General features: G+C 59.2%; 24 protein-coding genes. 13 read left to right on the top strand and 11 right to left on the bottom strand.

Going from position 1 to position 25,889, the window contains the following annotated elements; all coding sequences use genetic code 11:
* Nucleotides 1–351: 351 nt before the first annotated feature.
* Entirely contained in the window at nucleotides 352–984 is a 633-nt protein-coding gene (locus tag GWQ27_RS21650) for a LysE family translocator (protein ID WP_125609456.1), read from the top strand.
* A gap of 75 nt (nucleotides 985–1,059) precedes the next feature.
* Here GWQ27_RS21650 and fis read toward each other — a convergent pair whose 3' ends face one another.
* Both fis and dusB read right to left on the bottom strand, forming a co-directional pair.
* Nucleotides 1,060–1,356, bottom strand: a complete 297-nt coding sequence (gene fis / locus GWQ27_RS21645) for a DNA-binding transcriptional regulator Fis (protein ID WP_005309538.1) — start codon at nucleotides 1,354–1,356, stop codon at nucleotides 1,060–1,062.
* Between the two features lie 25 nt (nucleotides 1,357–1,381).
* Nucleotides 1,382–2,347, bottom strand: a complete 966-nt coding sequence (gene dusB, locus GWQ27_RS21640; RefSeq protein WP_005318109.1) for a tRNA dihydrouridine synthase DusB — start codon at nucleotides 2,345–2,347, stop codon at nucleotides 1,382–1,384.
* A 290-nt stretch (nucleotides 2,348–2,637) separates the two neighbouring features.
* Between dusB and GWQ27_RS21635 the strand changes: the two genes are divergently transcribed.
* From GWQ27_RS21635 to GWQ27_RS21620, 4 genes are read left to right on the top strand one after another with little or no spacing between them, the layout of a single operon-like run.
* Entirely contained in the window at nucleotides 2,638–4,044 is a 1,407-nt protein-coding gene (locus GWQ27_RS21635) for a TolC family protein (protein WP_275908294.1), read from the top strand.
* The gene (locus GWQ27_RS21630; protein ID WP_275908293.1) at nucleotides 4,041–5,045 is read left to right on the top strand and encodes an efflux RND transporter periplasmic adaptor subunit; all 1,005 of its coding nucleotides are present in this window, start codon (nucleotides 4,041–4,043) and stop codon (nucleotides 5,043–5,045) included. The genes GWQ27_RS21635 and GWQ27_RS21630 overlap by 4 nt, the downstream gene beginning before the upstream one ends.
* On the top strand, nucleotides 5,045–6,190 hold the full coding sequence (locus GWQ27_RS21625) for an ABC transporter permease (RefSeq protein WP_275908292.1): 1,146 nt from the start codon (nucleotides 5,045–5,047) through the stop codon (nucleotides 6,188–6,190). Before GWQ27_RS21630 ends, GWQ27_RS21625 begins: the two co-directional genes overlap by 1 nt.
* The gene (locus tag GWQ27_RS21620; protein ID WP_275908291.1) at nucleotides 6,184–7,347 is read left to right on the top strand and encodes an ABC transporter permease; all 1,164 of its coding nucleotides are present in this window, start codon (nucleotides 6,184–6,186) and stop codon (nucleotides 7,345–7,347) included. The genes GWQ27_RS21625 and GWQ27_RS21620 overlap by 7 nt, the downstream gene beginning before the upstream one ends.
* 61 nt (nucleotides 7,348–7,408) lie before the next feature.
* Here GWQ27_RS21620 and GWQ27_RS21615 read toward each other — a convergent pair whose 3' ends face one another.
* The 3 genes from GWQ27_RS21615 to GWQ27_RS21605 all read right to left on the bottom strand — a co-directional run bounded on the left by GWQ27_RS21615 (nucleotide 7,409) and on the right by GWQ27_RS21605 (nucleotide 9,804).
* Nucleotides 7,409–8,044 (bottom strand): SDR family oxidoreductase, encoded by a 636-nt coding sequence (locus GWQ27_RS21615; protein ID WP_275908290.1) that lies wholly within the window; start codon nucleotides 8,042–8,044, stop codon nucleotides 7,409–7,411.
* 135 nt (nucleotides 8,045–8,179) lie between these two features.
* The gene (locus GWQ27_RS21610) at nucleotides 8,180–9,034 is read right to left on the bottom strand and encodes a DnaA/Hda family protein (RefSeq protein WP_005318087.1); all 855 of its coding nucleotides are present in this window, start codon (nucleotides 9,032–9,034) and stop codon (nucleotides 8,180–8,182) included.
* Nucleotides 9,035–9,105: 71 nt separating this feature from the next.
* A complete protein-coding gene (locus tag GWQ27_RS21605) occupies nucleotides 9,106–9,804 on the bottom strand; it encodes a DnaT-like ssDNA-binding domain-containing protein (protein WP_265420828.1) in 699 nt (232 codons plus the stop codon).
* Nucleotides 9,805–10,012: 208 nt separating this feature from the next.
* Between GWQ27_RS21605 and GWQ27_RS21600 the strand changes: the two genes are divergently transcribed.
* From GWQ27_RS21600 to GWQ27_RS21585, 4 genes are all read left to right on the top strand, one after another.
* Nucleotides 10,013–11,428, top strand: a complete 1,416-nt coding sequence (locus GWQ27_RS21600; protein ID WP_159167105.1) for an SLC13 family permease — start codon at nucleotides 10,013–10,015, stop codon at nucleotides 11,426–11,428.
* Nucleotides 11,425–12,768: an ATP-binding protein gene (locus tag GWQ27_RS21595; protein ID WP_265434681.1), complete on the top strand. Its 1,344-nt coding sequence runs from the start codon at nucleotides 11,425–11,427 to the stop codon at nucleotides 12,766–12,768. Before GWQ27_RS21600 ends, GWQ27_RS21595 begins: the two co-directional genes overlap by 4 nt.
* The gene (locus tag GWQ27_RS21590; protein ID WP_197665895.1) at nucleotides 12,746–13,210 is read left to right on the top strand and encodes a response regulator; all 465 of its coding nucleotides are present in this window, start codon (nucleotides 12,746–12,748) and stop codon (nucleotides 13,208–13,210) included. The genes GWQ27_RS21595 and GWQ27_RS21590 overlap by 23 nt, the downstream gene beginning before the upstream one ends.
* A 95-nt stretch (nucleotides 13,211–13,305) precedes the next feature.
* Nucleotides 13,306–14,277: a response regulator gene (locus GWQ27_RS21585; RefSeq protein ID WP_275908289.1), complete on the top strand. Its 972-nt coding sequence runs from the start codon at nucleotides 13,306–13,308 to the stop codon at nucleotides 14,275–14,277.
* Between the two features lie 75 nt (nucleotides 14,278–14,352).
* On the opposite strand, the gene GWQ27_RS21580 is transcribed toward GWQ27_RS21585, so the two are convergent.
* The 3 genes from GWQ27_RS21580 to GWQ27_RS21570 all read right to left on the bottom strand — a co-directional run bounded on the left by GWQ27_RS21580 (nucleotide 14,353) and on the right by GWQ27_RS21570 (nucleotide 17,290).
* The gene (locus GWQ27_RS21580) at nucleotides 14,353–15,750 is read right to left on the bottom strand and encodes a peptide MFS transporter (RefSeq protein ID WP_169047469.1); all 1,398 of its coding nucleotides are present in this window, start codon (nucleotides 15,748–15,750) and stop codon (nucleotides 14,353–14,355) included.
* Nucleotides 15,751–15,963: 213 nt separating this feature from the next.
* Complete coding sequence (gene galU / locus GWQ27_RS21575) at nucleotides 15,964–16,875, bottom strand: UTP--glucose-1-phosphate uridylyltransferase GalU (RefSeq protein ID WP_021140626.1); 912 nt, start codon at nucleotides 16,873–16,875, stop codon at nucleotides 15,964–15,966.
* Between the two features lie 94 nt (nucleotides 16,876–16,969).
* Nucleotides 16,970–17,290 carry a ComEA family DNA-binding protein gene (locus GWQ27_RS21570; RefSeq protein ID WP_275908288.1) on the bottom strand — a complete coding sequence of 107 codons (321 nt, stop codon included), beginning with the start codon at nucleotides 17,288–17,290 and terminating at the stop codon, nucleotides 16,970–16,972.
* A gap of 166 nt (nucleotides 17,291–17,456) precedes the next feature.
* Between GWQ27_RS21570 and cysQ the strand changes: the two genes are divergently transcribed.
* A complete protein-coding gene (cysQ, locus tag GWQ27_RS21565) occupies nucleotides 17,457–18,227 on the top strand; it encodes a 3'(2'),5'-bisphosphate nucleotidase CysQ (protein WP_275908287.1) in 771 nt (256 codons plus the stop codon).
* Between the two features lie 81 nt (nucleotides 18,228–18,308).
* Here the strand turns inward: cysQ and GWQ27_RS21560 are convergent, their stop codons facing one another.
* From GWQ27_RS21560 to GWQ27_RS21550, 3 genes are all read right to left on the bottom strand, one after another.
* Entirely contained in the window at nucleotides 18,309–18,605 is a 297-nt protein-coding gene (locus GWQ27_RS21560) for a YciI family protein (RefSeq protein ID WP_059114085.1), read from the bottom strand.
* A gap of 26 nt (nucleotides 18,606–18,631) precedes the next feature.
* The gene (locus GWQ27_RS21555) at nucleotides 18,632–19,183 is read right to left on the bottom strand and encodes a septation protein A (RefSeq protein ID WP_005318063.1); all 552 of its coding nucleotides are present in this window, start codon (nucleotides 19,181–19,183) and stop codon (nucleotides 18,632–18,634) included.
* 85 nt (nucleotides 19,184–19,268) lie between these two features.
* On the bottom strand, nucleotides 19,269–20,804 hold the full coding sequence (locus tag GWQ27_RS21550) for an aminotransferase class I/II-fold pyridoxal phosphate-dependent enzyme (RefSeq protein ID WP_275908286.1): 1,536 nt from the start codon (nucleotides 20,802–20,804) through the stop codon (nucleotides 19,269–19,271).
* A gap of 224 nt (nucleotides 20,805–21,028) precedes the next feature.
* On the opposite strand from GWQ27_RS21550, the gene GWQ27_RS21545 reads away from it, so the two are divergent.
* The 3 genes from GWQ27_RS21545 to GWQ27_RS21535 form a co-directional block, all read left to right on the top strand.
* Complete coding sequence (locus GWQ27_RS21545; RefSeq protein ID WP_021140622.1) at nucleotides 21,029–21,664, top strand: hemolysin III family protein; 636 nt, start codon at nucleotides 21,029–21,031, stop codon at nucleotides 21,662–21,664.
* A 117-nt stretch (nucleotides 21,665–21,781) separates the two neighbouring features.
* Nucleotides 21,782–23,443 carry a putative transporter gene (locus GWQ27_RS21540; protein ID WP_111589915.1) on the top strand — a complete coding sequence of 554 codons (1,662 nt, stop codon included), beginning with the start codon at nucleotides 21,782–21,784 and terminating at the stop codon, nucleotides 23,441–23,443.
* A gap of 226 nt (nucleotides 23,444–23,669) precedes the next feature.
* A partial coding sequence (locus GWQ27_RS21535; RefSeq protein WP_275908285.1) for a retention module-containing protein occupies nucleotides 23,670–25,889 on the top strand: 2,220 nt, incomplete at its 3' end.

Genomic DNA, 25,889 nt, shown 5'->3' with positions numbered 1-25,889 from the left:
AACTCAGAAGTGAAACGCGGTAGCGCCGATGGTAGTGTGGCATTCGCCATGCGAGAGTAGGACACTGCCAGGCACCCAACACGAAGAACCCCGCTCATCGAGCGGGGTTTTTTATTATTTGAAATTTCCTGCCCGCCGGTTTTTGCATTTCTGTACAAGGCATTGTCCAAATAATTCGCCTTCCCTTCGCGTTCAGTTTGATGATTTCCTCTTTTTATCCTCGGATCCCTATTTGGCCAAAGCCGTGATGCCTTGGCTATTCCCTCCGTTGATAATCACTATTGCTGCTACGGGGGATGACAAGAGGCATGGGATCCATAGACTGTCTCTTTCACGAGCAAGGAGCTGTGTATGTTGGGGATCCACGATCTGGCGTTGTTTATCGTATCTGGTTTGTTGTTGAACATGATGCCTGGGCCTGATTCTCTGCTCATCATGCTGCACAGCGGCTCTCAGGGCTGGCGGGCGGGTTCCGTGGCTGCGCTGGGGATTGGGACGGGCACCATGGTGCATGTGCTGGCGGCTGCACTGGGGTTGTCGGCTTTGCTGAGCACCTCGGCTGAGCTGTTCACCGTCATCAAGTTGATGGGGGCGCTCTATCTGGTCTACCTGGGGCTTTCCATGTTCTGGCAAGGGGCCAAGACGCCTCCTGCTACCAACGCGGCTGTGGCCTTGCCTGTACTCTCCTATGGCCGTATATTTCGGCAGGGGTTGCTGACCAATGTGCTCAATCCCAAGGTCGCGCTCTTCTTCCTCGCCTTTGTGCCCCAGTTTATTGCCCCGGATGCGCCACAGAAGGCGCTGGCCTTCATTCTGCTTGGCTGCATCTTCAACCTCAACGGCATGATCTGGTGCCACCTGCTGGCCTTCTCGACTGCCTATGCGAGCCGCAGGGTGAGCTTGCCTGCCCGGTTGGGGCGCTGGCTCAACCGCCTGATGGGGGGCTTGTTCGTGGGGCTGGGCATCAAGCTTGCCAGCGAGTAAATGGCAGCCATAGAAAAAGGCGTATCCCATTGCTGGAATACGCCTTCGTCTGCACTGCAGCAGATCTGACCGAGATCAGTTCATGCCGTAGCGCTTGAGTTTCTTGCGCAGGGTGCCACGGTTGATGCCCATCATCACAGCGGCGCGGGTTTGGTTACCGCGGGTATATTGCATGATCACGTCCAGCATGGGAGCTTCGACTTCGGAGAGGACCATATCGTACAGATCAATCACTTCCTGACCGTTCAACTGGGCCAGGTAGTTACGCAGGGCCTGTTGCACAGAGTCACGCAGGGGGCGCTGGGTCGGCTCGGCAGCGTGATTATGAGTAGTTGTTACCAATGCATCAGAAGTCAGGGTTTGTTCGAACATATTCGGTCGGCTCTTTAGTTATGCGTTAACCTAATCCATCGAAATACGCTTCGAGTGCCTCTAGTTGTGCGTCTGCACAATCCAGGGCATTGAAGTGCTTACGGAATTCTCGGCCCGTCTCTTCTTCATCCAGATACCAGCCCACGTGTTTACGAGCAATGCGCGCTCCCAGATATGCACCATAAAACTGATGCAGGTTGGTTACATGCTCGTTCATCAGGGTGCGAACCTCTTCCCTTTCGGGAGGCGGCAGCTTGGTGCCCGTCTCAAGAAAATGACGGATTTCCCGGAAAATCCAGGGTCGTCCTTGCGCTGCACGGCCGATCATCACGGCATCAACGCCGGTATAGTCGAGGACATACCGGGCCTTCTCCGGGCTGTCTATGTCGCCATTGGCGACAACAGGAATCGATACGGCCTGCTTAATCGCCTTAATCGTGTCGTACTCAGCGTGACCCCGGTAGAGGCAGGCACGGGTACGACCATGCACGGCGAGGGCCGCGATACCGCAATCTTCGGCGATTCGGGCGATCTCCTCGCCATTGCGGTTATCCGGATCCCATCCTGTGCGGATCTTCAAGGTAACAGGCACATCCACTGCATCCACTACGGCCCGGCAGATAGTTCTGACCAGATCGGGATGGCGCAGCAGGGCGGAACCTGCCAACTTCTTGTTCACTTTTTTTGCTGGACAACCCATGTTGATGTCGACGATCTGAGCGCCCTGCTCCACGTTGTAGCGGGCGGCAAACGCCATCATCTCTGGGTCGGCTCCGGCAATCTGGACCGATCGCAAGCCACCTTCTGCAGAGTGATCCATTCTCATCCTGGTTTTCTGGGTATCCCAGACATCCGGGTTGGCCAGCAGCATCTCGGAAACGGCCATGCCGGCACCCAATCGCAAACAAAGTTCACGAAATGGTCGGTCTGTTACACCGGCCATGGGCGCCACAATCAAGGGTGTTTCAAGCGTGTGGGGACCTATCTGCATTCCACGGTTACCATCGGCTTAGGGCGGCGTATATTACGCATTTTTTAGTCAGGAGAAAAGGTTAGTATTTGAGCGTCAGCCATTTTTTTCTGAAAAAAACGTCGCGCCAAGGCTTGCAAATTCAGGAGTGCTTGAAAATCAGGCATATTGTCGGGGTGGATCTGCGGGGTCAAATGAGTGGGTAGCTCGACGATTTGGCTGTCCCCCTCCCGTACCGGTTTGCGCTATTATACCGGCCTTGAATCGAGCAAAGGCTCCAAACAATTTCATTACAAACAGATTGGGGATGTATGACGTCAAGGTTCATCAAATCTCTCTGCCCATGCCTGCTTGGGGCCATGCTGGGCTCAGCCCAGGCACAGACGGTCAGTTTCAGCGAAGCCTGGAGTCGGGTTATCCAGCAGGATGACGGACTGGCGGCACAACAGGCCGGTGTGGATAGAGCCAAGCAACTGCGCGAGGCTGCCAAGGCCATGTATCTGCCCAAGGTGGATGTGGGGGCCAGCTATACCCACCTCGATCAGCCGATGGAGCTCGACATGATGGATCTCAATCCTATCGCCAACCATCCCGAATTTGGCAAGGTGCTGGCCCCTGTCATGCAGGCGCTCAATCTCTCCGCCAGTGATTTCGTGACTCCCCTGACCAAGCAGAATGTGGTGACCAGTTCGGTCAAGATGCTGTGGCCACTGTTTACCGGTGGTCGCATCGATGCGGCGCAGGACATCCGTCAGGCTCAGGTGAGCGAAGCGCAGCAGCTGCTGGTGCTCAAACAGCAATCCACCTTCGAGAGCCTCTCCCAGACTTATTTCGGCGTGGTGCTGGCCGCGCAGGTGGTGCAGACCAAACAGGAGATAGAGCAGGGGCTGGCCCATCATCTGGATCATGCCAGGAAGCTCGAAGCCCAGGGCCAGATCGCCAAGGTCGAGCGCCTCTCTGCCCAATCTGCCTATGACAGGGCGCGCATCGACACCCAGAAATCCCGCCGCACTCTGGAGATAGCTCAGCTGGCGCTGGGCCACATGCTCAAACTCAAGCAGGCCGAGCCCAACACCCAGCTCTTCATCAATGAGGGCATGCCGCAACTGGATGCCTTCGTGCAGGAGACCCTGGCGGTCCACCCCGGCCTCAAGCTGCTGGCCGCCAAGAAGGAGCAGGCGCAGGGTCTGATCAAGCTTGAGAAGGGCAAATATGCCCCCGAGCTGTTCCTGTTCGGTAACTACAACCTCTATGAAGATGACTCGCTGGCCTCCAAGACCACACCTGACTGGCTGGTTGGCGTCGGGGTCAGTATGCCGCTGGTAAGTCGGGATGGTCGCTCTGAAACGGTGCAGGCGGCCAAGAGCGCCGAGCTGCAGGTCAATCTGCTGCAGGCCAAGACCCGCCAGGATCTGGAGTTGCTGGTCGAGAAGACCTGGCGCGAGGCGGCGCAGGGGCTGGAGGAGTATCAGGCGCTCTCCTCTTCCCAGGCCCTGGCCGAGGAGAACGTACTGCTGCGGGACAAGGCATTCGGTCAGGGGCTGTCCACGTCGCTGGATGTGGTCGATGCCCGTAACCAGCTGGCGGGGGTCAAGACCCAACGCGCCGCCGCTGCCTATCAATATGTGATTTCACTGGCTCGCCTGTTGGCACTCTCCGGTCAGATGAACAGTTTCAATCAATATCAGCATGGTCAGGCAATAAAGGTGAATTCATGAGTCATTCTCCCATCAAGAAGAAGATGAGCCAGGGCAAGCCGCTGTTGTTGCCACTGGCATTGGTGTTGCTCGCTCTCTGGCTGGGCTGGCGCTTCTGGCTTGCCTATCAGCCTGAGCCGGTTCGCTTGCAGGGCCAGATAGAGGCGCAGCAGTATTCGGTTTCTTCCAAGGTGGCGGGCCGGATCGACGAGGTGCTGGTGAAGAAGGGTGACGTGCTGGCCAAGGATCAGCTGGTATTCACCTTGGCCAGCCCCGAGATTGAGGCCAAGCTGAGCCAGGCCAAGGCGGGTCAGGCTGCGGCCGGGGCCATGGCCGAAGAAGCCGAGAAAGGGGCGCGTGCCCAGCAAATCGCTGCGGCCAAGGATCAGTGGCAAAAAGCCAAGGCGGCCGCCCAGCTGCGTGGCAAGACTTACGAGCGTATCGCCAGTCTGCACCGTGATGGGGTCATGCCGCTGCAAAAGCGCGATGAGGCCTGGACTGCCTGGCAGGCGGCCAAGTACAGCGAAGGCATGGCCTGGCAGCAATATCAAATGATCCTGGAAGGGGCGCGGGAAGAGACCAAGGTGGCGGCCCGTGAGCAGGCCAATATGGCAGCAGGCTCGGTGGCGGAAGTGGAGGCTTATCTGGCCGATACCCGCATCGCCAGCCCCCACGCAGGTGAAGTGTCCCAGGTGTTGTTGCGCAGTGGCGAGCTGGCGCCGCAGGGATTCCCCGTGGTGACGCTGCTCGACATGGGGGATGCCTGGGCCCTGTTCCATGTGCGTGAAGACTTGCTGCCCCGCTTTGCGTTGGGTACCGAGTTTGACGCCACCATTCCTGGTCTGGGTGAGCAGACGGTCCGTTTCAAGGTCACCCATGTGGCCGTGATGGGGGATTTTGCCACCTGGCGTGCTACCGATACCCGTCAGGGCTTCGACATGAAGAGCTTCCAGGTGGAGGCGCGCCCCTTGCAGCCGGTTGACGGTCTGCGAGTTGGCATGAGTGTGCTGGTCGAACTCTGATGAGACATGAATGGCGGCGATTGTGGCAGGACCCCTTCAGTCGTGCCCTGATGAGCTGGGTTCCCCTCTTGCTGATGGGTATCCTCTGCTGGATCTTCTCGGCCGGGTTGGCGCGTGATCTCAAGGTTGGTCTTGTGGATCTGGATCGGAGTGTCCTCTCCCGCCAGCTGGCATTTTCGCTGGATGGTTCCGCCGGCCTGCGCCTCACGGGTCAGTTTGATTCCATCGATGAGGGGGCTCGAGCCCTGCGAGGGGGGGAGATCTACGTCCTGGTGGTGATCCCTCATCATCTGGAGCGGGATGCCCGCCAGGGGACCCAGCCCCAGGTGACAGTGTTCAACAATGGCCAGTTCATCCTGATTGCCAAGCTGGTCAACTCGGCGCTGGCCCAGGTGGTCGGCACTCTCAATGGTCAGGTAGGCGTGCTCGCAGCCATGGCCGATGGCAAGGTACTGTCCGGCGCCGTGGGGCAATCCGTGCCTATCAGCAGCCAGGTGACGGCGCTTTACAACATCAATTCCAGCTATGCCCAGTTTCTGCTGAGCGCCCTGCTGCCTGCGGTATGGCAGATACTGGTGGTGCTCTACGGGATCAATGCCCTGGCTCGCACCGATCGATTGGGGCTGGACTGGACCACTCAAGGGGTCTGGTTCGGCCTCTGGCGCATTTTGTTGCCTCATGTATTGATTGGGTGGGCTTGGGGCCTGGTGTGGAGCCTGCTGCTGTTCAAGGCGTTTAGTTATCCCATGCAAGGCAGCTGGCTGGTGCTGACACTGGGTCTTGGGCTCGCCTCGGCCGCCTGCGTCAGCATGGGAGCCTTCTTTTACGGGATGATCCGGGATCCGGCCCGCGCCTTGTCGCTGGCGGGCGCCTATACAGCGCCGGGATTTGCCTTTATGGGGGTAACTTTCCCGGTCAGTGCCATGGGTGATTTTGCCCAGTTCTGGCGAAATCTCTTGCCCATCTCCCACTATGTGGAGCTGCAGATAGGGCAGACCAACTACGGTCAGCCGCTCGGTGCCGCCTTGCCCCAGTTCGGCGCCCTGCTGCTGTTTCTACTGCCGTTGTTGCTGGTTGTTCGTCGTTACAAGCAACAGGCCGATCTTGCTCGTCAGACAGCCGATAAGGAGCCGGAACAATGCTAGGTTTCTGGGATCTGTTGCGGCTGGAGCTGCGCACCCTGCTGGCCGACAGGGCCATCATGCTGACCCTGTTTGGTGGGGTACTCTTCTACTCCTTCCTCTATCCGCAACCTTACCTGCACCAGTTGTCGCGGGAAGAGGCGGTGGTGGTAGTCAACGAAGATGGCAGTCAGCTCTCTCGCCAACTGGAGTTCATGGCCGATGCCACCCCCCAGGTGAAACTGGTGGCGCGGGCGGCCAGTCTGGATGAGGCGCGTCATCTGCTGCTGACGGGCAAGGGCCGCGGTATCCTGCACATCCCTCGCCATTTTTATCGGGATCTGATGCAGGGAAAGAGCGTCACTCTGGGCTATGCCGGTGATGCCTCCTACTTTCTGGTTTACGGCACCATTGCCGAGGGCCTCGCCCAGGCCGGTGGCTCGCTCGCTGCGCAGGTGAAGGTCGCCCGGCTGCTGAGCCATGGGGAGGCCTTGCCCCAGGCCGCCACGGGCTGGAATGCAGTGGCACTCAACGTGCTGCCCGTGTTCAATCCCACCATGGGTTATGTGAACTATGTGGTGCCGGCTGTGTTCGTGCTGATCCTGCATCAGGTGTTGCTGATGGGGACGGGGATCCTGGGGGCGACCCAGAATCAACGCAGTGGGCGCGGTGAGCATGGTTATTGGCAGCGTGCCCCTGTGCTGGCCCTGTTGCTGGCCAGAACCCTGGTGGTGGGCGGGCTCTTCGTGCTGCCCGTGGCCTACTTTTTCGGCTTCTGCTTCGATCACTACAACATAGTGCGTGCCGCAGAGCCGGCCGCGCTGTGGTTGTTCACCCTGCCGTTCCTGCTGGCGACTACCTGGCTGGGGGTGCTGCTGGGCGCCCTGTTTACGCGGCGGGATTTGCCAACCCAGGTGGTGCTGCTCTCCTCCATGCCGCTGGTCTTCCTGGCGGGTTTCATCTGGCCGCTGGAGCTGATCCCGACCCCGCTCAACTGGCTGGCCCAGTGGGTGCCGAGTACCCCGGCCATCGAAGGATTCCTGCGTCTCAATCAGATGGGCGCCGATTTTGACCAAGTTTCCCGCTACTGGTGGCAGTTGTGGGGGCTGGCATTGCTCAATGGCGGCCTCGCTTTCTGGGTGCTGGCATGGCGCCAGCGGTCCGTGCCTGCCGTCAATTGAACCCTGCCCGATATGGAAACGGTCAGCTGAGGCTGACCGTTTTTTTAATTGGCTGGCAGGATTAACCGCGTTGCAGTGTGGGGTCACTGATGGCGTAGATATTCCCTTGTGTCGTCTCGTCGACAAGCAGGCGCAATCCCTGTGCGGCCACATCCTGGCGTCGTACCAGGCCGTGCATCTCTTTCCCCTGACTCAGTTCCGCCTGTCCGGTGGCGTCACCGTCCTGCAAGCCCGCCGGGCGCAATATGGTCCAGCTCAGTGCGCTGCTTTGCAGCCAGCTCTCGGCCAGACTCTTCAAGCGCACCTCATGACCGAAGGCAGCCCGCGCCCGCTCTGGCAGGTATTGCCAGCTGTCGCTGCAACCGAGCGAGGTGACCAGCAGCAGGCGTGTCAGTCCGGCTTGTTCCATCTCGTCGATCACATGGCGATTACCCAAATAGTCGACGGGTTCCGGTTGGCGGAAACTGCCGAGGGTCGAGACCACTCCGGCTTCGTGGCCAGCCAGCCTGCAAGCTTGCGCCACTGCCTCCTGGTCGAGGGCGTCACCCTCAACGACCTCGACCCCCAATGTACGCAGCTCTGCGGCCATCTCCGGGTTACGGACCAGGGCCACGACTCTGTGACCCTGGCTCAAGGCACAATGGGTGAAGGCGCGGCCCAGCCCGCGGCTGGCTCCGAAGATAAGTGTGGTTGGCATGGTTCTGCTCCCTTTGGCGAAAGGGTTAGCCTAGAGGGTTGGCATTGCTCTGTAAATGAGAGTTGTTTTTATTTGGTGGCAGGTAATCAGGGAGGCACTGCGAGCCCGGCCAGCTGGCACGGGCTCGCGTGGAGATCAGCCGTTGTAGTGGCCTATGTTGGGGCGACGACTGGGGCCGCTCAGTTGGATATCCACCGGGTTGAATGCCTTGATTGCCTCGAAGCTGAAATCACCGATGGCCTGATGCAGGCTCTGGGGGCTGTGGTTGGTGATGATGATGACGCTTTTGGAGAGGTTGCGCCGGCGACGCAGCAGGTGGCCGAGGAAGCTGGACTGGCTCTCCGCCATCTTGGCACGATTGGCGGACACCTCGTCGATGATCAGCAGGTCGACCTCTTCCAGGGCGCGGCGGTACTGATTGCGCTCCTCCTGATCCTGGATCACGTTGAAGAAGAGGCGATCCACTATGGAGGCCCACTGCTGAAAGATCACCGATTTCTGGTGCAGGGCGATCAGTTCATGGGCCACGGCGCCTGCCAGGGTCGATTTGCCGGTACCATAGTCGCCATAGATGAGCATGCAGCCGCCACCGCTCTTCTCCCAGTGCTCGAAACCACTGATAAAGTAGCGGGCCGTCTCCATGGGGTACTGCAGCGCCGGATCGGTGGCATCCATCTTCTCGAATACCCAGTCCGGATTGAGATCCGCCTGGGCGATGAGCTTCTGGATCCGCTCTTGGCGAGCCGCCTTCTGCAGTTCGCGTACCTCGGCGTTGGCTTTGGCGTCGTACTCCTTGCGCAGAGTCTCGTAGTCGTACTGGCTGCCACCAGTCTGGGCCTGCAGGCGACGAATGCGTTCAAGCAAGCCGCCCACGTGCTGGCTCAGCTCGGTATCGTGCACACGATGATCCTGTTTGGCCTTGGCGATTCTTTTGCGCTTGGCTTCAATCTCTTCCAGCTCCTGGCGCAGGGGATCTTGCGGGTCAGTCATGGAATGCTCCTTCTGCTGGGTCAGGGATGGGGGAACAAGGCACTGATTTTGCCTGCAGGCGGGGGCCGCTATCAATCATTATCCGGCTCCTGCTGCGGCGCCTGTTCCTGGGTCTGCACTTGTGCCAGCCGTTTGGCCTCTTCGATCATCTGCTGCGCCCGCTTGCTTGGGCCAGAGTCTGCAGGGACTGACGTGACCTGCTGGTAACCTTTCGCCTCCATCGGCTGGCGACGGACGTAGCGGCGGGTCTTGAGGGCACGAATGAACTTGAGCATCCATTGATGCTGGGAGTCGAACACCTCGGGGCGGCCCAGCCAGTAGGCGATGAACTCCCCCAGATCCTCTTCGTTGTAGCTGGCATCTATCACCCCGCAGAGGCGGGCGAGGGCGGGCAGCTCCTCATCCGGGCGCCACTGCAGGTGCATCTGGAAGGGGCGCTCCGGCAGCGGGCTGCGCACCTTCTGGGTCAGCAGCGGCAGCTGGAACGGACACTGATGGTAGTGCTCACTGTCAGCCTGCGCCTCGACCTGCAGCAGGCCGGCTTCCATCAGCTCGTCGAACAGTTCAGTCAGCTGGCGGGCATTGACCTGAAAACAGAAGCCGCTGGGATCGCTTGGATCAACCACTGCCAATGAGCGCCCAAGCTCGGGATAGTTGAGCCGGGCCAGCTGATTTTCCAGCACCAGTCTGCGCAGCTGCAAGGTATAGAGGCTGCGAGCTGGATGGGACAATCTGGGATGGGCGAGGGCGCTGTATTCGGCTGGTGTCATGATGTTCTTCAGGGGCTGGCGTGGGGGGCATTATCCCCCATGGCGGGGCCTCATACAATTCGCGGCTGGCAAGAGGGGATGGCTTGTTTGAATGTACCACTTGGTGGGTAGTCATGGCCATGAACCATGATCCCCTTCACGGACTTTACCACCCTGTTGGGGCAAGCTTGCCCACAGACTGCCCCATCGCAGCGAATGGACTCTGACTATGCCTCTGAGCGCTAAATACTGGTTACCCCTCTTTGCACCCCTGCTGATCCTGATGTTGCCTACCGCCAGCTTCGGCCTGGCTGGCTTCACAGTGATAGAGCAGCGGATCCTCGCCATCTTTGTGATGGCTACCCTCTGCTGGGTGCTGGAGCCGATCCCCATCTTTGCGACTTCGGTACTGATCATTGTGCTGGAGTTGCTGTTGGTGTCGGACAGCGGGATCAAGTGGTGGCAGCCCGCCTCTCCTTCTGCGGAGTTTGGCACCTTGCTCAGCCACAAGGAGATAATGAGTACCTTCGCTTCGCCCATTATCATGTTGTTTCTTGGTGGTTTTTTTCTGGCGATCGCGGCGACCAAGTATCGGCTGGATATGAACCTGGCGCGGGTCATGCTCAGGCCGTTCGGCCAGAATCCCAACAGGGTGCTGCTGGGGTTGATGGGGATCACCGCCACCTTCTCCATGTTTATGAGCAATACCGCCACCACCGCCATGATGCTCTCCATTCTGACCCCTGTACTGGCCTTGCTGGGGCCGCGGGATCCCGGTCGTATCGCTTTCACCCTTGCCATCCCGGTGGCGGCCAACCTAGGGGGAATTGGCACTCCCATCGGCACGCCACCCAATGCGGTGGCCCTCAAGTATCTGGTAGGAGATGATGCCATCAGTTTCGCCGCCTGGATGAGCTTTGGCGTGCCCTTCGTGCTGCTGATGCTGGGGTTTGGCTGGTTGCTGCTGATCAGATTGTTTCCCTGTGAGCAGGGTCGCATCGATCTCGAGATCAAGGGCCATTTTCTCAAGACGCCCAAGGCACTGCTGGTCTATGCCACCTTCATCCTCACCATTGGCCTCTGGCTGACTGGCGATTGGCACGGTATCAACTCCTATACGGTCGGTCTGGTGCCGGTGGCTATCTTCCTGATAGGCCAGGTACTCACCAAGGACGATTTGAAAAAGGTCTCCTGGGACGTGCTCTGGCTGGTTTCCGGCGGTATTGCACTGGGGATGGGGCTGGAGAAGTCGGGATTGGCGGCCAGTCTGGTGCAGGCCATTCCATTCAGTCAGTGGCCACCCATGCTGATCATGGTGGGGGCGACGGGGCTCTGTCTGCTGATGGCCAATTTCATGAGCAATACTGCCTGTGCCAACCTGTTGCTACCCATGGTGGCCGCTCTCGGCTCCTCGCTGGATCTCGGCTCGGTCGGTGGCAGCATGGGCTTGATCCTGAGCGTGACCTTTGCCGCCAGCCTCGGGATGGCGCTCCCCATCAGCACGCCCCCCAATGCGCTGGCCCATGCCAGCGGCAATGTGGATACTCGTCATATGGCGCTGGTGGGGGTCAGTTGCGGCGGTGTTGGCTTCTTGCTTTGCCTGGCCATGATAGCGCTGCTCAATGCCATAGGGTTTGTGCAATGAGCGAGCCCCATCCCCTTCATTTGCGTTACTTCAGCGATCCGCTGCGCCAGCGCACCCTGGCGGCGGGGGAGCAGTTGCTGGAGCAGGGAGAGCATAACGATCGGCTCTATTTGCTGCGCAGCGGGCGGGTAGAAGGCACCATCATGGCTGAGAGCGAGCGCCAGCGAGTGCCAATCATGATAGTGGAGGCGGGCAACTACCTCGGGGTGCATAGCTATTTCTCCCAGGGGGCCAGTTATTGCAGGCTGGTGGCGCAGGAGCCGTGCGAGCTGGCCTGGCTCGATCGCAATACCCTGCCGGTCGAGCCCGAGCGGTTCGGCTCGCTGGCCGATCAGTTCATGCCGGTCATCATGGCCGAGCTGGCCCAGCGCCAGCGCAAGGTCAATCATGCCTATCTGGAGCGGACTCGCACCCAGCTGCGACTGCTGGAGGCGGAAAAACTGAGTCTGCTTGGCCAGCTGGCGGCAGGCTTGGCCCACGAGCTCAATAACGCCATCGGGGTGGTGACACGCAATGGTAGCGGTCTGGTCGATTTTCTCGGCGACATGCTGCGGCAATATTATCCCAGAGAGTTTCGTCTGTTTCGCCAGGGACTGGAGGCGGGACAACTGAGCTCCAGCGCCGAAGTGAGGCGGGATGCCAGGCGGCTGGAGGAGCAGTTCAGGCTGGCCCCGGAGCAGGCCAAGCTCCTGGCGCGGATCCTCAATGGCGAACAGCCCACCCGGGCACGGATGCGGGATCTGCTGGGGGTCGCCAACTACTGGCAGCTTGGCCGCGATTGTCACGACATGCAGCTGGCGGTGAACCATGCGGCGGCGATCGTGCGTTCAGTCAAACAGTTGGGGGGCGCCGATGGTGAGCGTCGCCACGGCGTGAAGGTGCGCGATACGCTTGAGCAGGCGCTGGCGTTACTGCAGAGCTCGTTGCGCCAGGTTCAGGTTGAACCTGTGCTGGAGGGAGATCCCCGACTCTGTGCCAACGAGGCCGAGCTGGTACAGGTATGGGCCAATATTCTGAAAAACGCGCTGGATGCCCTGCAAGCGACCGCAGATCCGAAGATCTGGCTCCACTGCCGGACCCATGATGAGTGGATCGAGGTGACCCTGGCCAACAATGGTCCCGTGATACCGCCCGAGTTGCAACCCCGCATCTTCAAGCCCAACGTCACCACCAAACGCGGCGGGCTTTCGTTCGGATTGGGGCTGGGGCTGGCCATTGCCGAACGGGTAGTGACCAGCTATGGCGGCGAAATTTCGCTTGTCAGCGAACCTGGTCTGACGGCATTCAAGGTGAGATTACCGAGGGAATATGGACAAGATGAATCTGATATGTGTGGATGATCAGCGGGAGGTGCTCAACGCCATCAGCCGCGATCTGGCGCCGTTGGCCAGCTGGCTCAGGGTGGAAGAGTGCGAATCGGCACAGGAGTGTCTGACCCTGATGGAGGAGCTGGATGCCGCCGGGGAGCAGATTGCGCTGGTGGTGTCGGATCATGTGATGCCGGGCCTGAGCGGAGTGGAGCTGCTGACCCGGATCGGGCTGGATGGGCGCTTTCCTCATACTCGCAAGATCCTGCTGACCGGACAGGCGACCCACAAGGACACCATAGCGGCCGTCAATCTGGCCCGCATCGATCACTACCTTGAGAAACCCTGGCAGGGCGCCGAGCTGCTGCGGGTGTGCCGCTGCCTGCTGACCGAATTCGTGCTGGCCGCCGGAATTGACTACCAATCGTTTATCAAACAACTGGATGCGGAGACGCTCTATAAGAAATGGGAATGATTGTCATAAATTGACGTCTTGGTGCACACGTCTCTGTCGATTTGGTCTAGGCTTATTCTTTAAATAACCAGTTGACTAATAAGAGCTTTGTCAAGATGTCAAAAGCCGGATTACGGATCTTGGTAGTGGAGGATGAAGCCGTTTTTCGCCACTCTCTGGTAACTTATCTCGAGCATGACGGGGCGTGCGTATTTCAGGCCGAAGACGGGATTGAAGGCCTCTCTGCCGCCGCGATTTATCACCCCGATGTGGTGCTGTGCGATCTGAACATGCCCAACATGGATGGGCATGAGGTCATCGCATGCCTCTCTGCCCGCTATCCCCATATTCCCGTCATCGTCATCTCGGCCCAGAGCAAGATGGAGGCGGTCGAGCGTGCGCTGCGCGCCGGTGCCCGTGATTATCTCATCAAGCCGGTGTCTGACTATGGCCTGGTGCGCCACAGCATAGAGCAGTGTTTGACGGCTAACTATGGTTATGGGCAGCAGCTGGAGCTGATGGATCACATCGACTTCTTTCGTGATCACGACAAAGCCGCCACTCGCTTGCTCGCCTGGCTGAGGCCGCCATCACTGCAGGAGTGGGGTCCCTGGCAAGTCACCTTCAAGGGGATGGGCAACCTGTTTATCCCGGATACCTTCAAGGTGGATGACAAGCTGCTGGTACTGGTGATGGAGCTGCCGATCCTCGGGGTTGATGCGGCTTTTTGCGGCGCACTGGTGCGTTCCCTGATGAATGCCCCCTATCGCCAGTTCCAGCACAAGGAGAGCCTGTTGCTGACCCAGCCGCACCGGCTGCTCGACTACCTCAATCTGCAACTTATCGAATCCGGTCTGCGTCACTCCTTTGCCATGGCGGCTCTGCTGTTTGATCAGGAGGACGGGCTGGTATTTGCCAATGCCGGGCTGACCTCACCGCACTGGCTGATGCGAGCTGGCGGTTTGCCGCTCGGTCTGATGCGCAGCAGCCACTACCCATTGCACAAGCGCTGCTGGCACGAACCCTTTGACCTGCAGTTTGACAATGACAGCGGCAGCGCTCTCCATATGCAGGTACGCCATCACTGATGGCTGGTTTGTGGCAGACAAAGACAAACGGGGCGCCCACTGGGCGCCCCGTTTGTCTTTTACAATCCTGACCGGTTAGACGGTGGCGGACTGCAGTTTCTTGTCGTGCTCTTCTGGCTCTTTGGCCGGACCTTCGGCGCCGTGCATCCAGTAGACCAGGCGGTTGGCCATGGTCAACAGGATCAGGGCACTGATCACGGCAGCGATGGCAATGCCGCCGAAGATGGCGATGGGACCGGATTCACCGACGAAGGAGCCAACGAAGCCGGCGATATAGTTGGCCAGGGCAACGAAGCCGAACCAGGCACCCATCATCAGGGAGGCCAAGCGCAGCGGAGCCAGCTTGGTCACCATGGAGAGACCGATAGGGGAGAGGCAGAGCTCACCCAGGGTGTGGAACAGGTAGGCCCCGACCAGCCAGAACATGGAAGTCTTGACGCTCTGATCGCCACCCTGCTCCAGCACGGCACCGATCATGAACAGGAAGCCCACGGCTAGGAACAGCAGACCCATGGCGAACTTCACCGGTGAGTTCGGCTCTTTGTTGCCGAGCTTGATCCAGATGGCTGCGACTATGGGAGCCAGCGTGATGATGAAGAAGGGGTTCAAGGACTGGAACCAGGCGGTCGGCACTTCGAAGCTGCCGATCATGCGGTTGGTGTATTCCTGTGCGTACAGGTTCATCAGACCACCGGCCTGCTCGAAGCCTGCCCAGAAGATGATGGTGAACAGACCCAGCACCAGGATCACCTTGATGCGATCCACTTCCTGCTTGGTCAGCGGCGCCTTCTGCTCTTTGGAGCGTTGCTGGGCTGCGCGCTGGGCGGCCGGCACACGACCTATGTCCCCGAGGAAGCGTTGCGCCATGGTGGCCTGCACTACCAGAGAGAGCAGCATGCCGATACCGGCGCTGACGAAGGCAGCTTGCCAGCCATAGGCAGTGGCAGCGGCGCCACAAATCACGCCAGCCAGCAGGGAACCCAGGTTGATGCCCATGTAGAAGATGGTAAAGGCGCCGTCACGACGGTGGTCACCTTCCTTGTAAAGGTCACCCACCATGGTGGAGATGTTCGGCTTGAACAGACCGTTACCCAGGATCAACAAGCCGAGACCTGCGTAAAAGACGCTGTTGACCATCTCCGGGAACATGGCATGCGGCAGGGCCAGAGTGAACTGACCCGCAGCCATGAAGATGGCACCGATCAGGATGGCGCGGCGTTGGCCGAGGAAAGTATCTGCCAGCCAGCCACCTATGATGGGAGTGATATAAACCAGACCGGTATAGATGCCGTAGAGCTTGAGGGCATCGGCCTGAGTCCAGCCCATACCGCCGTTGGCAGTCATGTCTGTCAGATAGAGCACGAGCACGGCCCGCATGCCGTAATAGGAGAATCTCTCCCACAGTTCGGTACTAAAGAGCAAAAAAAGCCCTTTAGGGTGACCTAAAAAGGTCCCTTTGGACGGATTATTCATTGGAACTTCCACCTGTGTCTTATATTTTTTTAGGAGTTTTATGCAAGGGCTAGGAACAAGCCTTAATCCTTATAGAACAAGCGTGATTAAATTACAATATTATGATTTAGCGATATTTTATCTATCAATGGTTGAATAATTGTTTATAAAATGAAAAAGGGCATCGAACGATGCCCAGTTTTTTATTCTGTTGATGGGTTAAATATTCAGCGTTTACAACTGTTTGACAAACTGCTTCAGCCAGGCGGTGAATTCACCGTTCAGTTCCGGATGGCGTACCGCGTATTCCACGTTGGCTTTCATGAAACCCATCTTGCTGCCGCAGTCGTGGCTGCGTCCTTTCATGAAGTAGGCGTTGACCTGCTCATGTTCCATCAGCATGGCGATGGCATCGGTCAGCTGGATCTCGTCACCTGCACCGACAGGGGTGCGCTCCAGCAGTGGCCAGATGTTGGCTGACAGTACGTAGCGGCCGACCACGGCCAGATTGGAAGGCGCTTCGTCACGGGGCGGCTTCTCGACAATGGCCTGCATCGGCAGGGACATGCCCTCGGTCAGATCTTCCCCCTTGATATCGGCGATGCCGTACTTGTCCACTTCACTCTCTGGAACCGCCTCCACCATGATCTGGCTGATCTGATCCCCTTCGAACATGTGTACCATTTCGGCTAGGTTATCGCGCTTGAGGTTGCTGGCCATGTCATCGATTAGCACGTCCGGCAGCAGCACGGCGAAGGGGTTGTCGCCGATCAGCGGACGGGCACACAAGATGGCATGACCCAGACCCTTGGCCTCGCCTTGGCGCACATGCATGATGGTGACATCTTTGGGGCAGATGTGTTGCACCTCCTCCAGCAGCTGCCGCTTGACCCGCTTCTCCAGGGTGGCTTCCAGTTCGAAGCTCTTGTCGAAGTGGTTCTCGATGGAGTTCTTGCTCGAGTGGGTCACCAGGATGATCTCCTTGATACCGGCAGCGATGGCTTCACGCACCACATACTGGATCAGCGGTTTGTCGACCACGGGCAGCATCTCTTTCGGGATGGCCTTGGTGGCAGGCAGCATGCGGGTGCCCAAACCTGCGACAGGAAGAACGGCCTTGCGTACAACGAGCTGTGTCTTTTTCATGGAGAGAGTCCAGAGATACAAAGTGGCCCCATGATACCCGAAGAAAAATAGGGCAGCCACAGGCTGCCCTCATGATGGAAGAAGTCCAAACCGGCTATTTGACGATGATCATGTCCCGATTTGCTTCCAGAGTGGCCGGCCCTATGCCGCTGACATCCGCCAGTTGTTCAACCGTGGTGAACTTGCCCTGTTTCTCACGAAAATCGACGATGGCCTGCGCCTTCTTCTCTCCGATCCCCTTGAGGGCAGTTAACTCATTGATACTGGCCGTATTCAGGTTCACCTTGCCACTCTCCTTGGCGGCGGTGACCGTGGTCGCTGGCTTGGCTGCCGGCTTGTCGGCGGCCAGCAAAGACTGGCTCAACAGGGGCAGGCAGCTCAGCAGCAGGGTGGCGGTCAGGGTCTTGTAGTTCATGGTTTCACGTCCTTGTGTTGTGTGGAATCACTATTGAGGATTAGCCGAGTCGCGCCACTTTTTGTCTGTCATTTATGACACTTTATAAGTCAGAGCAAACGGCTATAAGCCTCTTTTGCCCAAAATGGGTACACTGTACTAACCATTTGATCAGGATGTCTTTTCTATGTTTTTCCCTGCAATTTCCAAGCTGGAGCCCATCGCCCGCGCTGCCGGTGACATCATCATGGCCATTTACAGCCAGCCCTTTACGGTGGAGTACAAGGGGGACGAGAGCCCGCTGACCGCCGCCGACAAGGGTGCGCATGAGGTGATAGTGCAGGCGTTGGCAGGGCTCACCCCCGATATTCCTGTGCTCTCGGAGGAGTCTGGCCCAGAGGTGATGGGGTTGCGCCATGGCTGGTCCTGTTACTGGCTGGTGGACCCGCTCGACGGCACCAAGGAGTTTGTCTCCCGCAACGGCGAGTTCACCGTCAATATCGCGCTGATCGAGGATGGCAAGCCGCTGTGGGGTCTGGTCTATGCCCCCATGCTGGACCGGCTCTGGTATGGCGGCAAGGGGATGGGTGCCTGGCGTGTGGCCGATGGCAAGCGTGAAGCCATCCAGACCCGGCCTCATCAGGAAGGGGCGCCCTGGCGGGTGGTGGGCAGTCGTAACCACCTGTCCCGGGAGACCCTCGATTATCTGGCGCGCTTTGGCGACATAGAGCGGGGCGAGATTGAGCTGGTTTCCATGGGCAGCTCTCTCAAGTTCTGCATCATTGCCGAAGGGGGGGCCGAGCTCTATCCACGCCTCGCACCTACTTGCGAGTGGGATACGGCAGCGGCGCAGGCCGTGCTGGAAGGGGCTGGGGGCAGCGTGACCCGGCTCGATGGATCACCCCTTGCCTACAACAAGCCAGATATTCTCAACCCCTGGTTTGTCGCGCGGGCCTGAGCAACCGTTAAACAAGGGCAGCACAAATGTGAAAAGGCCGGACACTGTCCGGCCTTTTGCATTTTCGCCCACCACCTGAGCTCAAAACACCTTTTTGTAGGGCTTGATGGTGACCTTGGCATAGACACCGGCTGCCACATAGGGATCGTCATCTGCCCAGGCCTTGGCATCGGCCTGGCTGGCAAATTCAGCGATGACGGTACTGCCGGAGAAACCCGCATCGGCCGGATCGTCGGCATCTATGGTCGGGTTGGGGCCTGCAGTCAGCAGTCGTCCCTCATCCTGCAGCGCCTGCAGGCGGGCCAGGTGGGCAGGACGGGCCTGTTTGCGCAGGGGCAGGCTGTTGGGAACATCCTCGGAGTAGATGAGATACCACATGAGACAATCCTTCTTCTTGATGGCGATTATTTTTTCAGTTCGCCTTTCTGCTCGGCCGGCAGGTGGCGGTAAAGGTAGACACCGCTCAGCAGCGTAAACACCAGCGTCATGCCGAGCAAGCCGAACACTTTGAAATTGACCCACATCTCTTGCGGCAGGTTGAAGGCCACATAGAGGTTGAGCAGGCCGCAGACGGTAAAGAAACCAACCCAGGCAAGATTGACCCTATCCCAGATGGCATCGGGGGCTTGCAGCTCCTTGGCCAGCATCTGCTTGATGAGGTTCTTGCCAAAGCCGTAGCGGCTGATGAGCAGGCCCAGTGCGAACAAGATGTTGATGACGGTGACTTTCCACTTGATGAAGGCGTCGTCATGGAAGAAGACGGTGAGGCCGCCGAAGAAGCCAACCAAGAGGAAGGTAAAGAGCTGCATCTTCTCGACTTTGCGGTAACGCACCCAGCTATAGATGAGTTGCAGACCGGTCACGACGACAAGGGCGCCGGTAGCCGTGTAGATGTCGTAGAACTTGTAGACCGCGAAGAAAACGATAAGTGGAATAAATTCAATAAATTGCTTCATGTCTGGCTCATAGCCCTCAAAAATAGACCTCAAAATTTTGTCCAGTCTACCTGCAAGGTAGACAACGGCAAATGAATAAGACCGCTCATTTGGCGTCCAGTTCCTTGCCGCTTGCCTGACCGAATAACTGCCGGGCAATGTCGGCGCCGATGCGTTGTTGATCCGCCAGCAGCTCGCGAATATGGCACTCCTCAATCAGCGGGTTGAGCAATACGGCGCGCAGCAGGGTGAGCGGCTGGGCACCATAGCGCCCTACCGCTCGCTGGGTGCGGGAGACAAAACTGTGTCCCTCGGCCCGCTGGGCTTTTTGCAAGGCGACGTTGAACTGGTTGATCTGGTCGTTGGCCGCCTCATCGAGCGCTTTGCCCTGCAGATGGGGTGGAATGCAGCGGTAGGAGAGCAGGTTCATCACCGGGGCCGACATCAGCTCGAAGGCGGGATCCTTGTTGATGAGATCCGCCATCAATCTGGCTCTGTCGTAGTTGGCTTCGATAAGCCGGGTGTAACCCTGCTGGCCAAACAGCTGGAAGGCCGCGTCCAGATAGAGGGCATTGGCGGGACGGGTGCCTTCCAGGGTAAAGCGGCCCTGATCAAAGGAGCTGGCACGGATGGCATAGGGCGCTTCTCGCTTGACCGTCATCATGAGGTCCGGCTGGCGGCAGAGCAGCATGCCGGTACCGAGTGGTACCAGCAGTTGCTTGTGCCCATCCAGGGTCACGGTATCGGCCAGTTCAATTCCTGCAAGCAGCCCCTGATAGCGGGGCGAAAACAGGGTCGGGCCGCCCCAGGCGGCATCCACGTGGAAGTGGATCTGCTCGCGGGCCGCAATGGCCGCCAGCTCGGGCAGGGGATCGATGGAGCCAAAATCGGTACTGCCTGCCACCCCGACCAGCGCCAGCACTTTTAGCTTCTGCTCCTTGCACTGGGTCAGTGCGGTTTCCAGTGCCGTCATGTCGAGCCGGTTCTGGTCGTCGCTCGCGAGCCGCCAGACGCTGTGCGCGCCCAGCCCCAGCAGGTCCATCCCCTTGTCGAAGGAGTAGTGCATCAGCCGGGATCCAAGTATCACGGCGCCCCGATAGCCCTGCTCGTAGAGGGCGAACAGGTTGTCACCGCAGGCGCGGTTGCGGGCCAGCCACAGCGCCGTGACGTTGGCGATGGTGCCGCCGCTGGTCATGACGCCGAGGGCGGCATCCTTGGCATGCATCTGCTCGTCATAAAAAGCATCATCGGCGCGATAGATGAGACGGTGCAGCTTGGCCAGCACCTCCCGCTCCAGAAAGCTGAGCAGGCGGGAGGACTCCATTTTCATCGGATTCTGGTTGAGCATCACCAGCAGGCGTGACAACTCGGCGGTGAAGGCGGGCAGTGGCGCCGTCATGTGCCCCATATAGCGTGGGGAGGTCAGATGGGACGCTCCTGGCACCAGGGTTGCCAGTCGCGCCAGATAGTTATCCATCGAGATGCCGACAGTGGGCATCCGGGATTGATCGAGCTGGTGGGTGAAGTGGTCGTGCTGGTAGGGGGCCTGACTGTCATCCGAGTGATGGAAGGTCTCCAGCAGGGCCGTCATGGCCTGACCGAAGGCCGGATCCGGTAGTGCAAACAGTTCAGTCAACTTCATCAGGTTCTCCAGACCAGGTTGCCAGGGTGTCACCGGGAGGTGAGCAACCGTAGCAGCGACAGCGACGTGGGCATCGGCCGCAGAGCATACACCAAAGGTAAACGGGTGACAGCCATGAGCGCATCATGGGGATGGGCCCAATCAGATGATGCTCCATTTAAGCTAACACTTGTACTCTGAAATGGCGGCAGCTAGAGTGAGCCCAGTTTGGGCAGGAGTATGTTATGAGCAGTGTGACGGATTATTCTCCCCGCGAGGAGTTGGCCAATCGCCTCAGCCACGGCTTGGGGCTGGTGTTCGGGATCCTGGGCCTGATCCTGCTGTTGAACAAGGGTTGGGGGCAGGGCACCCAGGCGCTTATCAGCTATAGCCTCTATGGCGGCAGCCTGGTGCTGCTCTATCTTGCCTCGACCCTCTATCACAGCATGGCGGAGGGAAGTGCCAGACGTTGGTGCAAGGTGTTTGATCACTGCGCTATTTATCTGTTGATCGCTGGCACTTATACCCCTTTCCTGCTGGTGGCGCTCGATACCCCGCTGGCGCAGGGGCTGATGGTGGTGATCTGGGGGCTGGCACTGGCGGGGGTGGTGTTCAAGCTGTTCTTCATCCACCGATTCGAAAAATTGTCGCTGTTTACCTACCTGATGCTGGGCTGGTTGTCGCTGGTGGTCATCTATCAGCTTTACCTCCATCTGGAGGGCGAGGGCTTGTTGCTGCTCGGGCTCGGTGGTCTTATCTACAGCCTGGGGGTCATCTTCTACGTGGCCAAGCGCATTCCTTACAACCACGCCATCTGGCATCTGTTCGTGCTGGGTGGCAGTGTTTGTCACTTTATGGCCATTTATGGTTACATCGCTTGACTAGCCCTTAATTGGTATTTTTGCCGCTAAGAAGGATAAAATCGTGCGGTATCACACAGTTGGCGTCAGCGTTTGCTGACAAGCTAGAGACAGTTCAATTCGCAAAGGATGCACACGATGAGTGATATCGCGCTTTCCATCAGCATGTTGTCGCTGGTGGCGGTGCTGGGGCTCTGGCTGGGAAACTGGCGGGTCTATGGCGTTGGTTTGGGAATAGGAGGTGTGCTGTTCGGTGGCATCATAGTGGGCCACTTCGCGGGAGTGTCGGACCTGGCGCTCGATGAGCAAACCCTGCACTTCATTCAGGAGTTCGGTCTCATCCTGTTTGTCTACACCATCGGCATCCAGGTCGGTCCCGGCTTCTTCTCCTCCCTGCGCAGCTCCGGCCTCAAGTTGAACGGATTCGCCGCCTTGCTGGTGATCCTTGGCTGTGTGGTCGCGGCAGGGCTGCATCAACTGTTCGATGTACCCTTGCCGGTGATCCTCGGGGTCTTCTCCGGCGCCGTGACCAATACGCCCTCCCTTGGTGCGGGTCAGCAGATCCTGGCCGAGCTGGGGGCCGACCCCGGCGCGACCGGCTTGATGGGCATGGGCTATGCCGTTGCCTATCCGTTCGGCATCTGCGGCATCCTGCTGACCATGTGGCTGGTTCGCCTGTTTTTTCGCATCAAAATCGACGAAGAAGCGGACCAGTTCGAGCAACATGCAGGCAAGACCAAGGAGAGTCTGCAGACCATCAATATTGCGGTGCGCAACCCCAATATGCATGGCCTGATGCTCTGCGAGATCCCGAGTCTCGACGAGTCGGATGTGATCTGCTCCCGCCTCAAACGCGGTGAGGAACTGATGGTGCCGCGGTCGGATTCGCGCATCGAGCTCGGTGATTTGCTGCACCTGGTGGGTGATCGGCATGCGCTGCACAAGGTACTGCTGGTGCTTGGGGAAGAAGTGGAGACCTCGCTCTCGACTCGCGGCACCGATCTGCGGGTAGAGCGGGTGGTGGTCACCAACGAGCAGGTACTTGGCAAGAAGATCCGCGATCTCGACATCAAGCAGAAATACGACGTTGTCATCTCGCGCCTCAACCGGGCCGGTATCGAGCTGGTACCGACCAGCCAGACCAGCCTGCAGTTTGGTGACATCCTCAATCTTGTGGGTCGACTCGACGCCATAGAGGCGGTGACCAATGTGGTGGGCAACGTGCAGCAGAAGCTGCAGCAGGTGCAGATGCTGCCGGTGTTCATCGGCATCGGCCTGGGTGTATTGCTCGGCTCCATCCCCTTCTATCTGCCCGGGTTCCCGGCGGCGCTCAAGCTGGGTCTGGCGGGCGGTCCGCTGGTGGTGGCGCTGATCCTGTCGCGGATTGGCAGCATCGGCAAGCTCTACTGGTTTATGCCGCCGAGTGCCAACCTGGCGCTGCGGGAGATTGGCATAGTACTGTTTCTGGCGGTGGTGGGCTTCAAGTCCGGTGCCGGCTTTGTCGATACCCTGATCAACGGTGATGGCCCGGCCTGGATGATGTACGGCATGGCTATTACCCTGATCCCGCTGCTGGTGGTCGGGGTGCTGGCCCGTCTGTATGGCAAGATGAACTACCTCACCCTGTGCGGCTTGCTGGCGGGTTCCATGACGGATCCCCCCGCCCTGGCATTTGCCAACGGTATGCACCCTACCAGTGGTGCCAGTGCCCTGTCATACGCCACCGTCTATCCCCTGGTAATGTTTCTGCGGATCATTTCCCCCCAGTTGCTCGCCATCCTGCTGTGGGCGGGTGTCTGACCATGACCCGGACGGGAGCACAGTGATGTGCTCCCGTCATCAAAATGCAACACATTGATCATCTTGATTTTATTTTTACCTCCTCCGTCATTGACCCTTCTGTTTAACCGGCCAGTTTAGCCTCAAATCAGTCTATCCATTCGAATTTTCTAACTGGTTTCTGGCGTCATTCACGGGCACATTAGACGGTGGAATATTGCATGCCAATAGAGATTCAGGAGAGAACATGAGCAGCCATAAAATCGCATTGGAACAGGACGTCGTTGTTACCCAGTTGAAAGGCAACATTTACCTGGTCGCCGCAGATGGCAGCCAGAAGCAGCTTGCCGAAGGCGATATCCTGCCCAGGGATGCGGTGCTGATCACTCCTGAGGGCGCCAGTTTCAACGGCGGCAACCAGACTTTCACCCTGAGCCCGACCAACGAGCAGCAGGCTGAGGATGAAACGTCTCAGGCACCTTTGCTGGCCCAGAACCAGGATGTGGCCACTGGCACTCCTGATGAGATATCGGCTTTGCAACAAGCCATTTTGGGCGGGGCCGACCCGACCCAGGCGTTTGAAGCGGCTGCAGCCGGCGGTGCTCCTGCCGCAGGCGGTGGCAACATAGGTGGTGTGGCCGGTGCCAGTGGCAATGGCGGCTTCGTCACCATAGATCGTACCGGCGATGCCACCATAGCGGCGGCGGGATTTGATACCGCCAACCAGACGGATGCCGGTGTGACAGGCGATGCGGTCGCGGGTGAAGATGACCCCTTCGACCTGGTGCCGCCGGTGATCACCGTCTCTGCGCCAGACAATACCAATGACACCACCCCGACCCTGATTGGCACCACGGATGCGTCGGCAGGCAGCACTGTGACCCTGCTGGTCACTGATGCCAATGGCAATCAACAGACCCTGACCACAACCGTCAACCCGGACGGAACCTTCAGTGTGGATGTTGTCACCCCGCTGGCAGATGGCGCCTATACGGTCACCGCCAATGTCACCGATCCTGCCGGCAACACAGGCACAGCCACCGATGATGGCAGCGTGGACAGCACGGCTCCATCCATCACAGTGGATGCGCCCGACAACACCAATGATACAACCCCGACCATCACAGGGACCACGGATGCTACCCCTGGCAGCACAGTGACTCTGGTGGTCACGGATGCCAATGGCAACCAGCAGACCCTGACTGCGACTGTTCAGCCGGATGGGACTTACAGCACGGATGTGATCTCTCCTCTGCCGGAAGGTGGTTATGACGTGACCGCCAGCGTGACCGACTCTGCTGGTAACACAGGCACTGCCACCGATGATGGCAGCGTGGATGTGACAGCACCAACGCTGGCCATCACCCTTGATGCCAACATCACCGACGACGACGTCATCAACGCCGCCGAAGCGGGTCAGCAGATCCCGGTCAGCGGCACCGTGACCGGCGAGTTCAAGGCAGGGGACATCGTCACCCTGACCGTCAACGGCAAACCGTTCACCGGTCCGGTGGATGCCGATGGCCGCTTCACCATCCTGGTGGCGGGCAGCGATCTCGCGGCGGATACCGACCGCACCATCGATGCCAGCGTGACCAGCACCGACGCGGCGGGCAACAGCGCCACCGCGACCGACAGCGAAGGCTACGGGGTCGACACCACGGCGCCGGTGGACCTGGCCATCACCCTTGATGCCAACATCACCGACGACGACGTCATCAACGCCGCCGAAGCGGGTCAGCAGATCCCGGTCAGCGGCACCGTGACCGGCGAGTTCAAGGCAGGGGACATCGTCACCCTGACCGTCAACGGCAAACCGTTCACCGGTCCGGTGGATGCCGATGGCCGCTTCACCATCCTGGTGGCGGGCAGCGATCTCGCGGCGGATACCGACCGCACCATCGATGCCAGCGTGACCAGCACCGACGCGGCGGGCAACAGCGCCACCGCGACCGACAGCGAAGGCTACGGGGTCGACACCACGGCGCCGGTGGATCTCGCCATTGAGCTGGATGCCAACATCACCGACGACGACGTCATCAACGCCGCCGAAGCGGGTCAGCAGATCCCGGTCAGCGGCACCGTGACCGGCGAGTTCAAGGCAGGGGACATCGTCACCCTGACCGTCAACGGCAAACCGTTCACCGGTCCGGTGGATGCCGATGGCCGCTTCACCATCCTGGTGGCGGGCAGCGATCTCGCGGCGGACACCGACCGCACCATCGATGCCAGCGTGACCAGCACCGACGCGGCGGGCAACAGCGCCACCGCGACCGACAGCGAAGGCTACGGGGTCGACACCACGGCACCGGATCTGGGCATCGACCTCGACCCGATCGCGGTGGGTGGCGACAACGTGGTGAACCAGGCCGAGGCGGACGGCAAGACCCCTGTGACGCTGAGCGGCACCGTGAGCGGCGACGCCAACGTGGGCGACACCGTCACCCTGACCCTGGGCGACGGCAGC

The organism is Aeromonas sp. 5HA1 (genome assembly GCF_029237245.1).
In the GTDB taxonomy this organism is placed as follows: Bacteria; Pseudomonadota; Gammaproteobacteria; order Enterobacterales; family Aeromonadaceae; genus Aeromonas; species Aeromonas salmonicida.
This window is presented reverse-complemented; position numbering and strand designations above follow the sequence as displayed.

What these genes read in the sequence shown, in the direction of transcription:
- GWQ27_RS21650 (WP_125609456.1), top strand. Translation starts at nt 352, where the DNA reads ATGTTGGGGATCCACGATCTGGCGTTGTTTATCGTATCTGGTTTGTTG.
- fis (WP_005309538.1), bottom strand. Translation starts at nt 1,356, where the DNA reads ATGTTCGAACAAACCCTGACTTCTGATGCATTGGTAACAACTACTCAT.
- dusB (WP_005318109.1), bottom strand. Translation starts at nt 2,347, where the DNA reads ATGCAGATAGGTCCCCACACGCTTGAAACACCCTTGATTGTGGCGCCC.
- GWQ27_RS21635 (WP_275908294.1), top strand. Translation starts at nt 2,638, where the DNA reads ATGACGTCAAGGTTCATCAAATCTCTCTGCCCATGCCTGCTTGGGGCC.
- GWQ27_RS21630 (WP_275908293.1), top strand. Translation starts at nt 4,041, where the DNA reads ATGAGTCATTCTCCCATCAAGAAGAAGATGAGCCAGGGCAAGCCGCTG.
- GWQ27_RS21625 (WP_275908292.1), top strand. Translation starts at nt 5,045, where the DNA reads ATGAGACATGAATGGCGGCGATTGTGGCAGGACCCCTTCAGTCGTGCC.
- GWQ27_RS21620 (WP_275908291.1), top strand. Translation starts at nt 6,184, where the DNA reads ATGCTAGGTTTCTGGGATCTGTTGCGGCTGGAGCTGCGCACCCTGCTG.
- GWQ27_RS21615 (WP_275908290.1), bottom strand. Translation starts at nt 8,044, where the DNA reads ATGCCAACCACACTTATCTTCGGAGCCAGCCGCGGGCTGGGCCGCGCC.
- GWQ27_RS21610 (WP_005318087.1), bottom strand. Translation starts at nt 9,034, where the DNA reads ATGACTGACCCGCAAGATCCCCTGCGCCAGGAGCTGGAAGAGATTGAA.
- GWQ27_RS21605 (WP_265420828.1), bottom strand. Translation starts at nt 9,804, where the DNA reads ATGACACCAGCCGAATACAGCGCCCTCGCCCATCCCAGATTGTCCCAT.
- GWQ27_RS21600 (WP_159167105.1), top strand. Translation starts at nt 10,013, where the DNA reads ATGCCTCTGAGCGCTAAATACTGGTTACCCCTCTTTGCACCCCTGCTG.
- GWQ27_RS21595 (WP_265434681.1), top strand. Translation starts at nt 11,425, where the DNA reads ATGAGCGAGCCCCATCCCCTTCATTTGCGTTACTTCAGCGATCCGCTG.
- GWQ27_RS21590 (WP_197665895.1), top strand. Translation starts at nt 12,746, where the DNA reads ATGAATCTGATATGTGTGGATGATCAGCGGGAGGTGCTCAACGCCATC.
- GWQ27_RS21585 (WP_275908289.1), top strand. Translation starts at nt 13,306, where the DNA reads ATGTCAAAAGCCGGATTACGGATCTTGGTAGTGGAGGATGAAGCCGTT.
- GWQ27_RS21580 (WP_169047469.1), bottom strand. Translation starts at nt 15,750, where the DNA reads ATGAATAATCCGTCCAAAGGGACCTTTTTAGGTCACCCTAAAGGGCTT.
- galU (WP_021140626.1), bottom strand. Translation starts at nt 16,875, where the DNA reads ATGAAAAAGACACAGCTCGTTGTACGCAAGGCCGTTCTTCCTGTCGCA.
- GWQ27_RS21570 (WP_275908288.1), bottom strand. Translation starts at nt 17,290, where the DNA reads ATGAACTACAAGACCCTGACCGCCACCCTGCTGCTGAGCTGCCTGCCC.
- cysQ (WP_275908287.1), top strand. Translation starts at nt 17,457, where the DNA reads ATGTTTTTCCCTGCAATTTCCAAGCTGGAGCCCATCGCCCGCGCTGCC.
- GWQ27_RS21560 (WP_059114085.1), bottom strand. Translation starts at nt 18,605, where the DNA reads ATGTGGTATCTCATCTACTCCGAGGATGTTCCCAACAGCCTGCCCCTG.
- GWQ27_RS21555 (WP_005318063.1), bottom strand. Translation starts at nt 19,183, where the DNA reads ATGAAGCAATTTATTGAATTTATTCCACTTATCGTTTTCTTCGCGGTC.
- GWQ27_RS21550 (WP_275908286.1), bottom strand. Translation starts at nt 20,804, where the DNA reads ATGAAGTTGACTGAACTGTTTGCACTACCGGATCCGGCCTTCGGTCAG.
- GWQ27_RS21545 (WP_021140622.1), top strand. Translation starts at nt 21,029, where the DNA reads ATGAGCAGTGTGACGGATTATTCTCCCCGCGAGGAGTTGGCCAATCGC.
- GWQ27_RS21540 (WP_111589915.1), top strand. Translation starts at nt 21,782, where the DNA reads ATGAGTGATATCGCGCTTTCCATCAGCATGTTGTCGCTGGTGGCGGTG.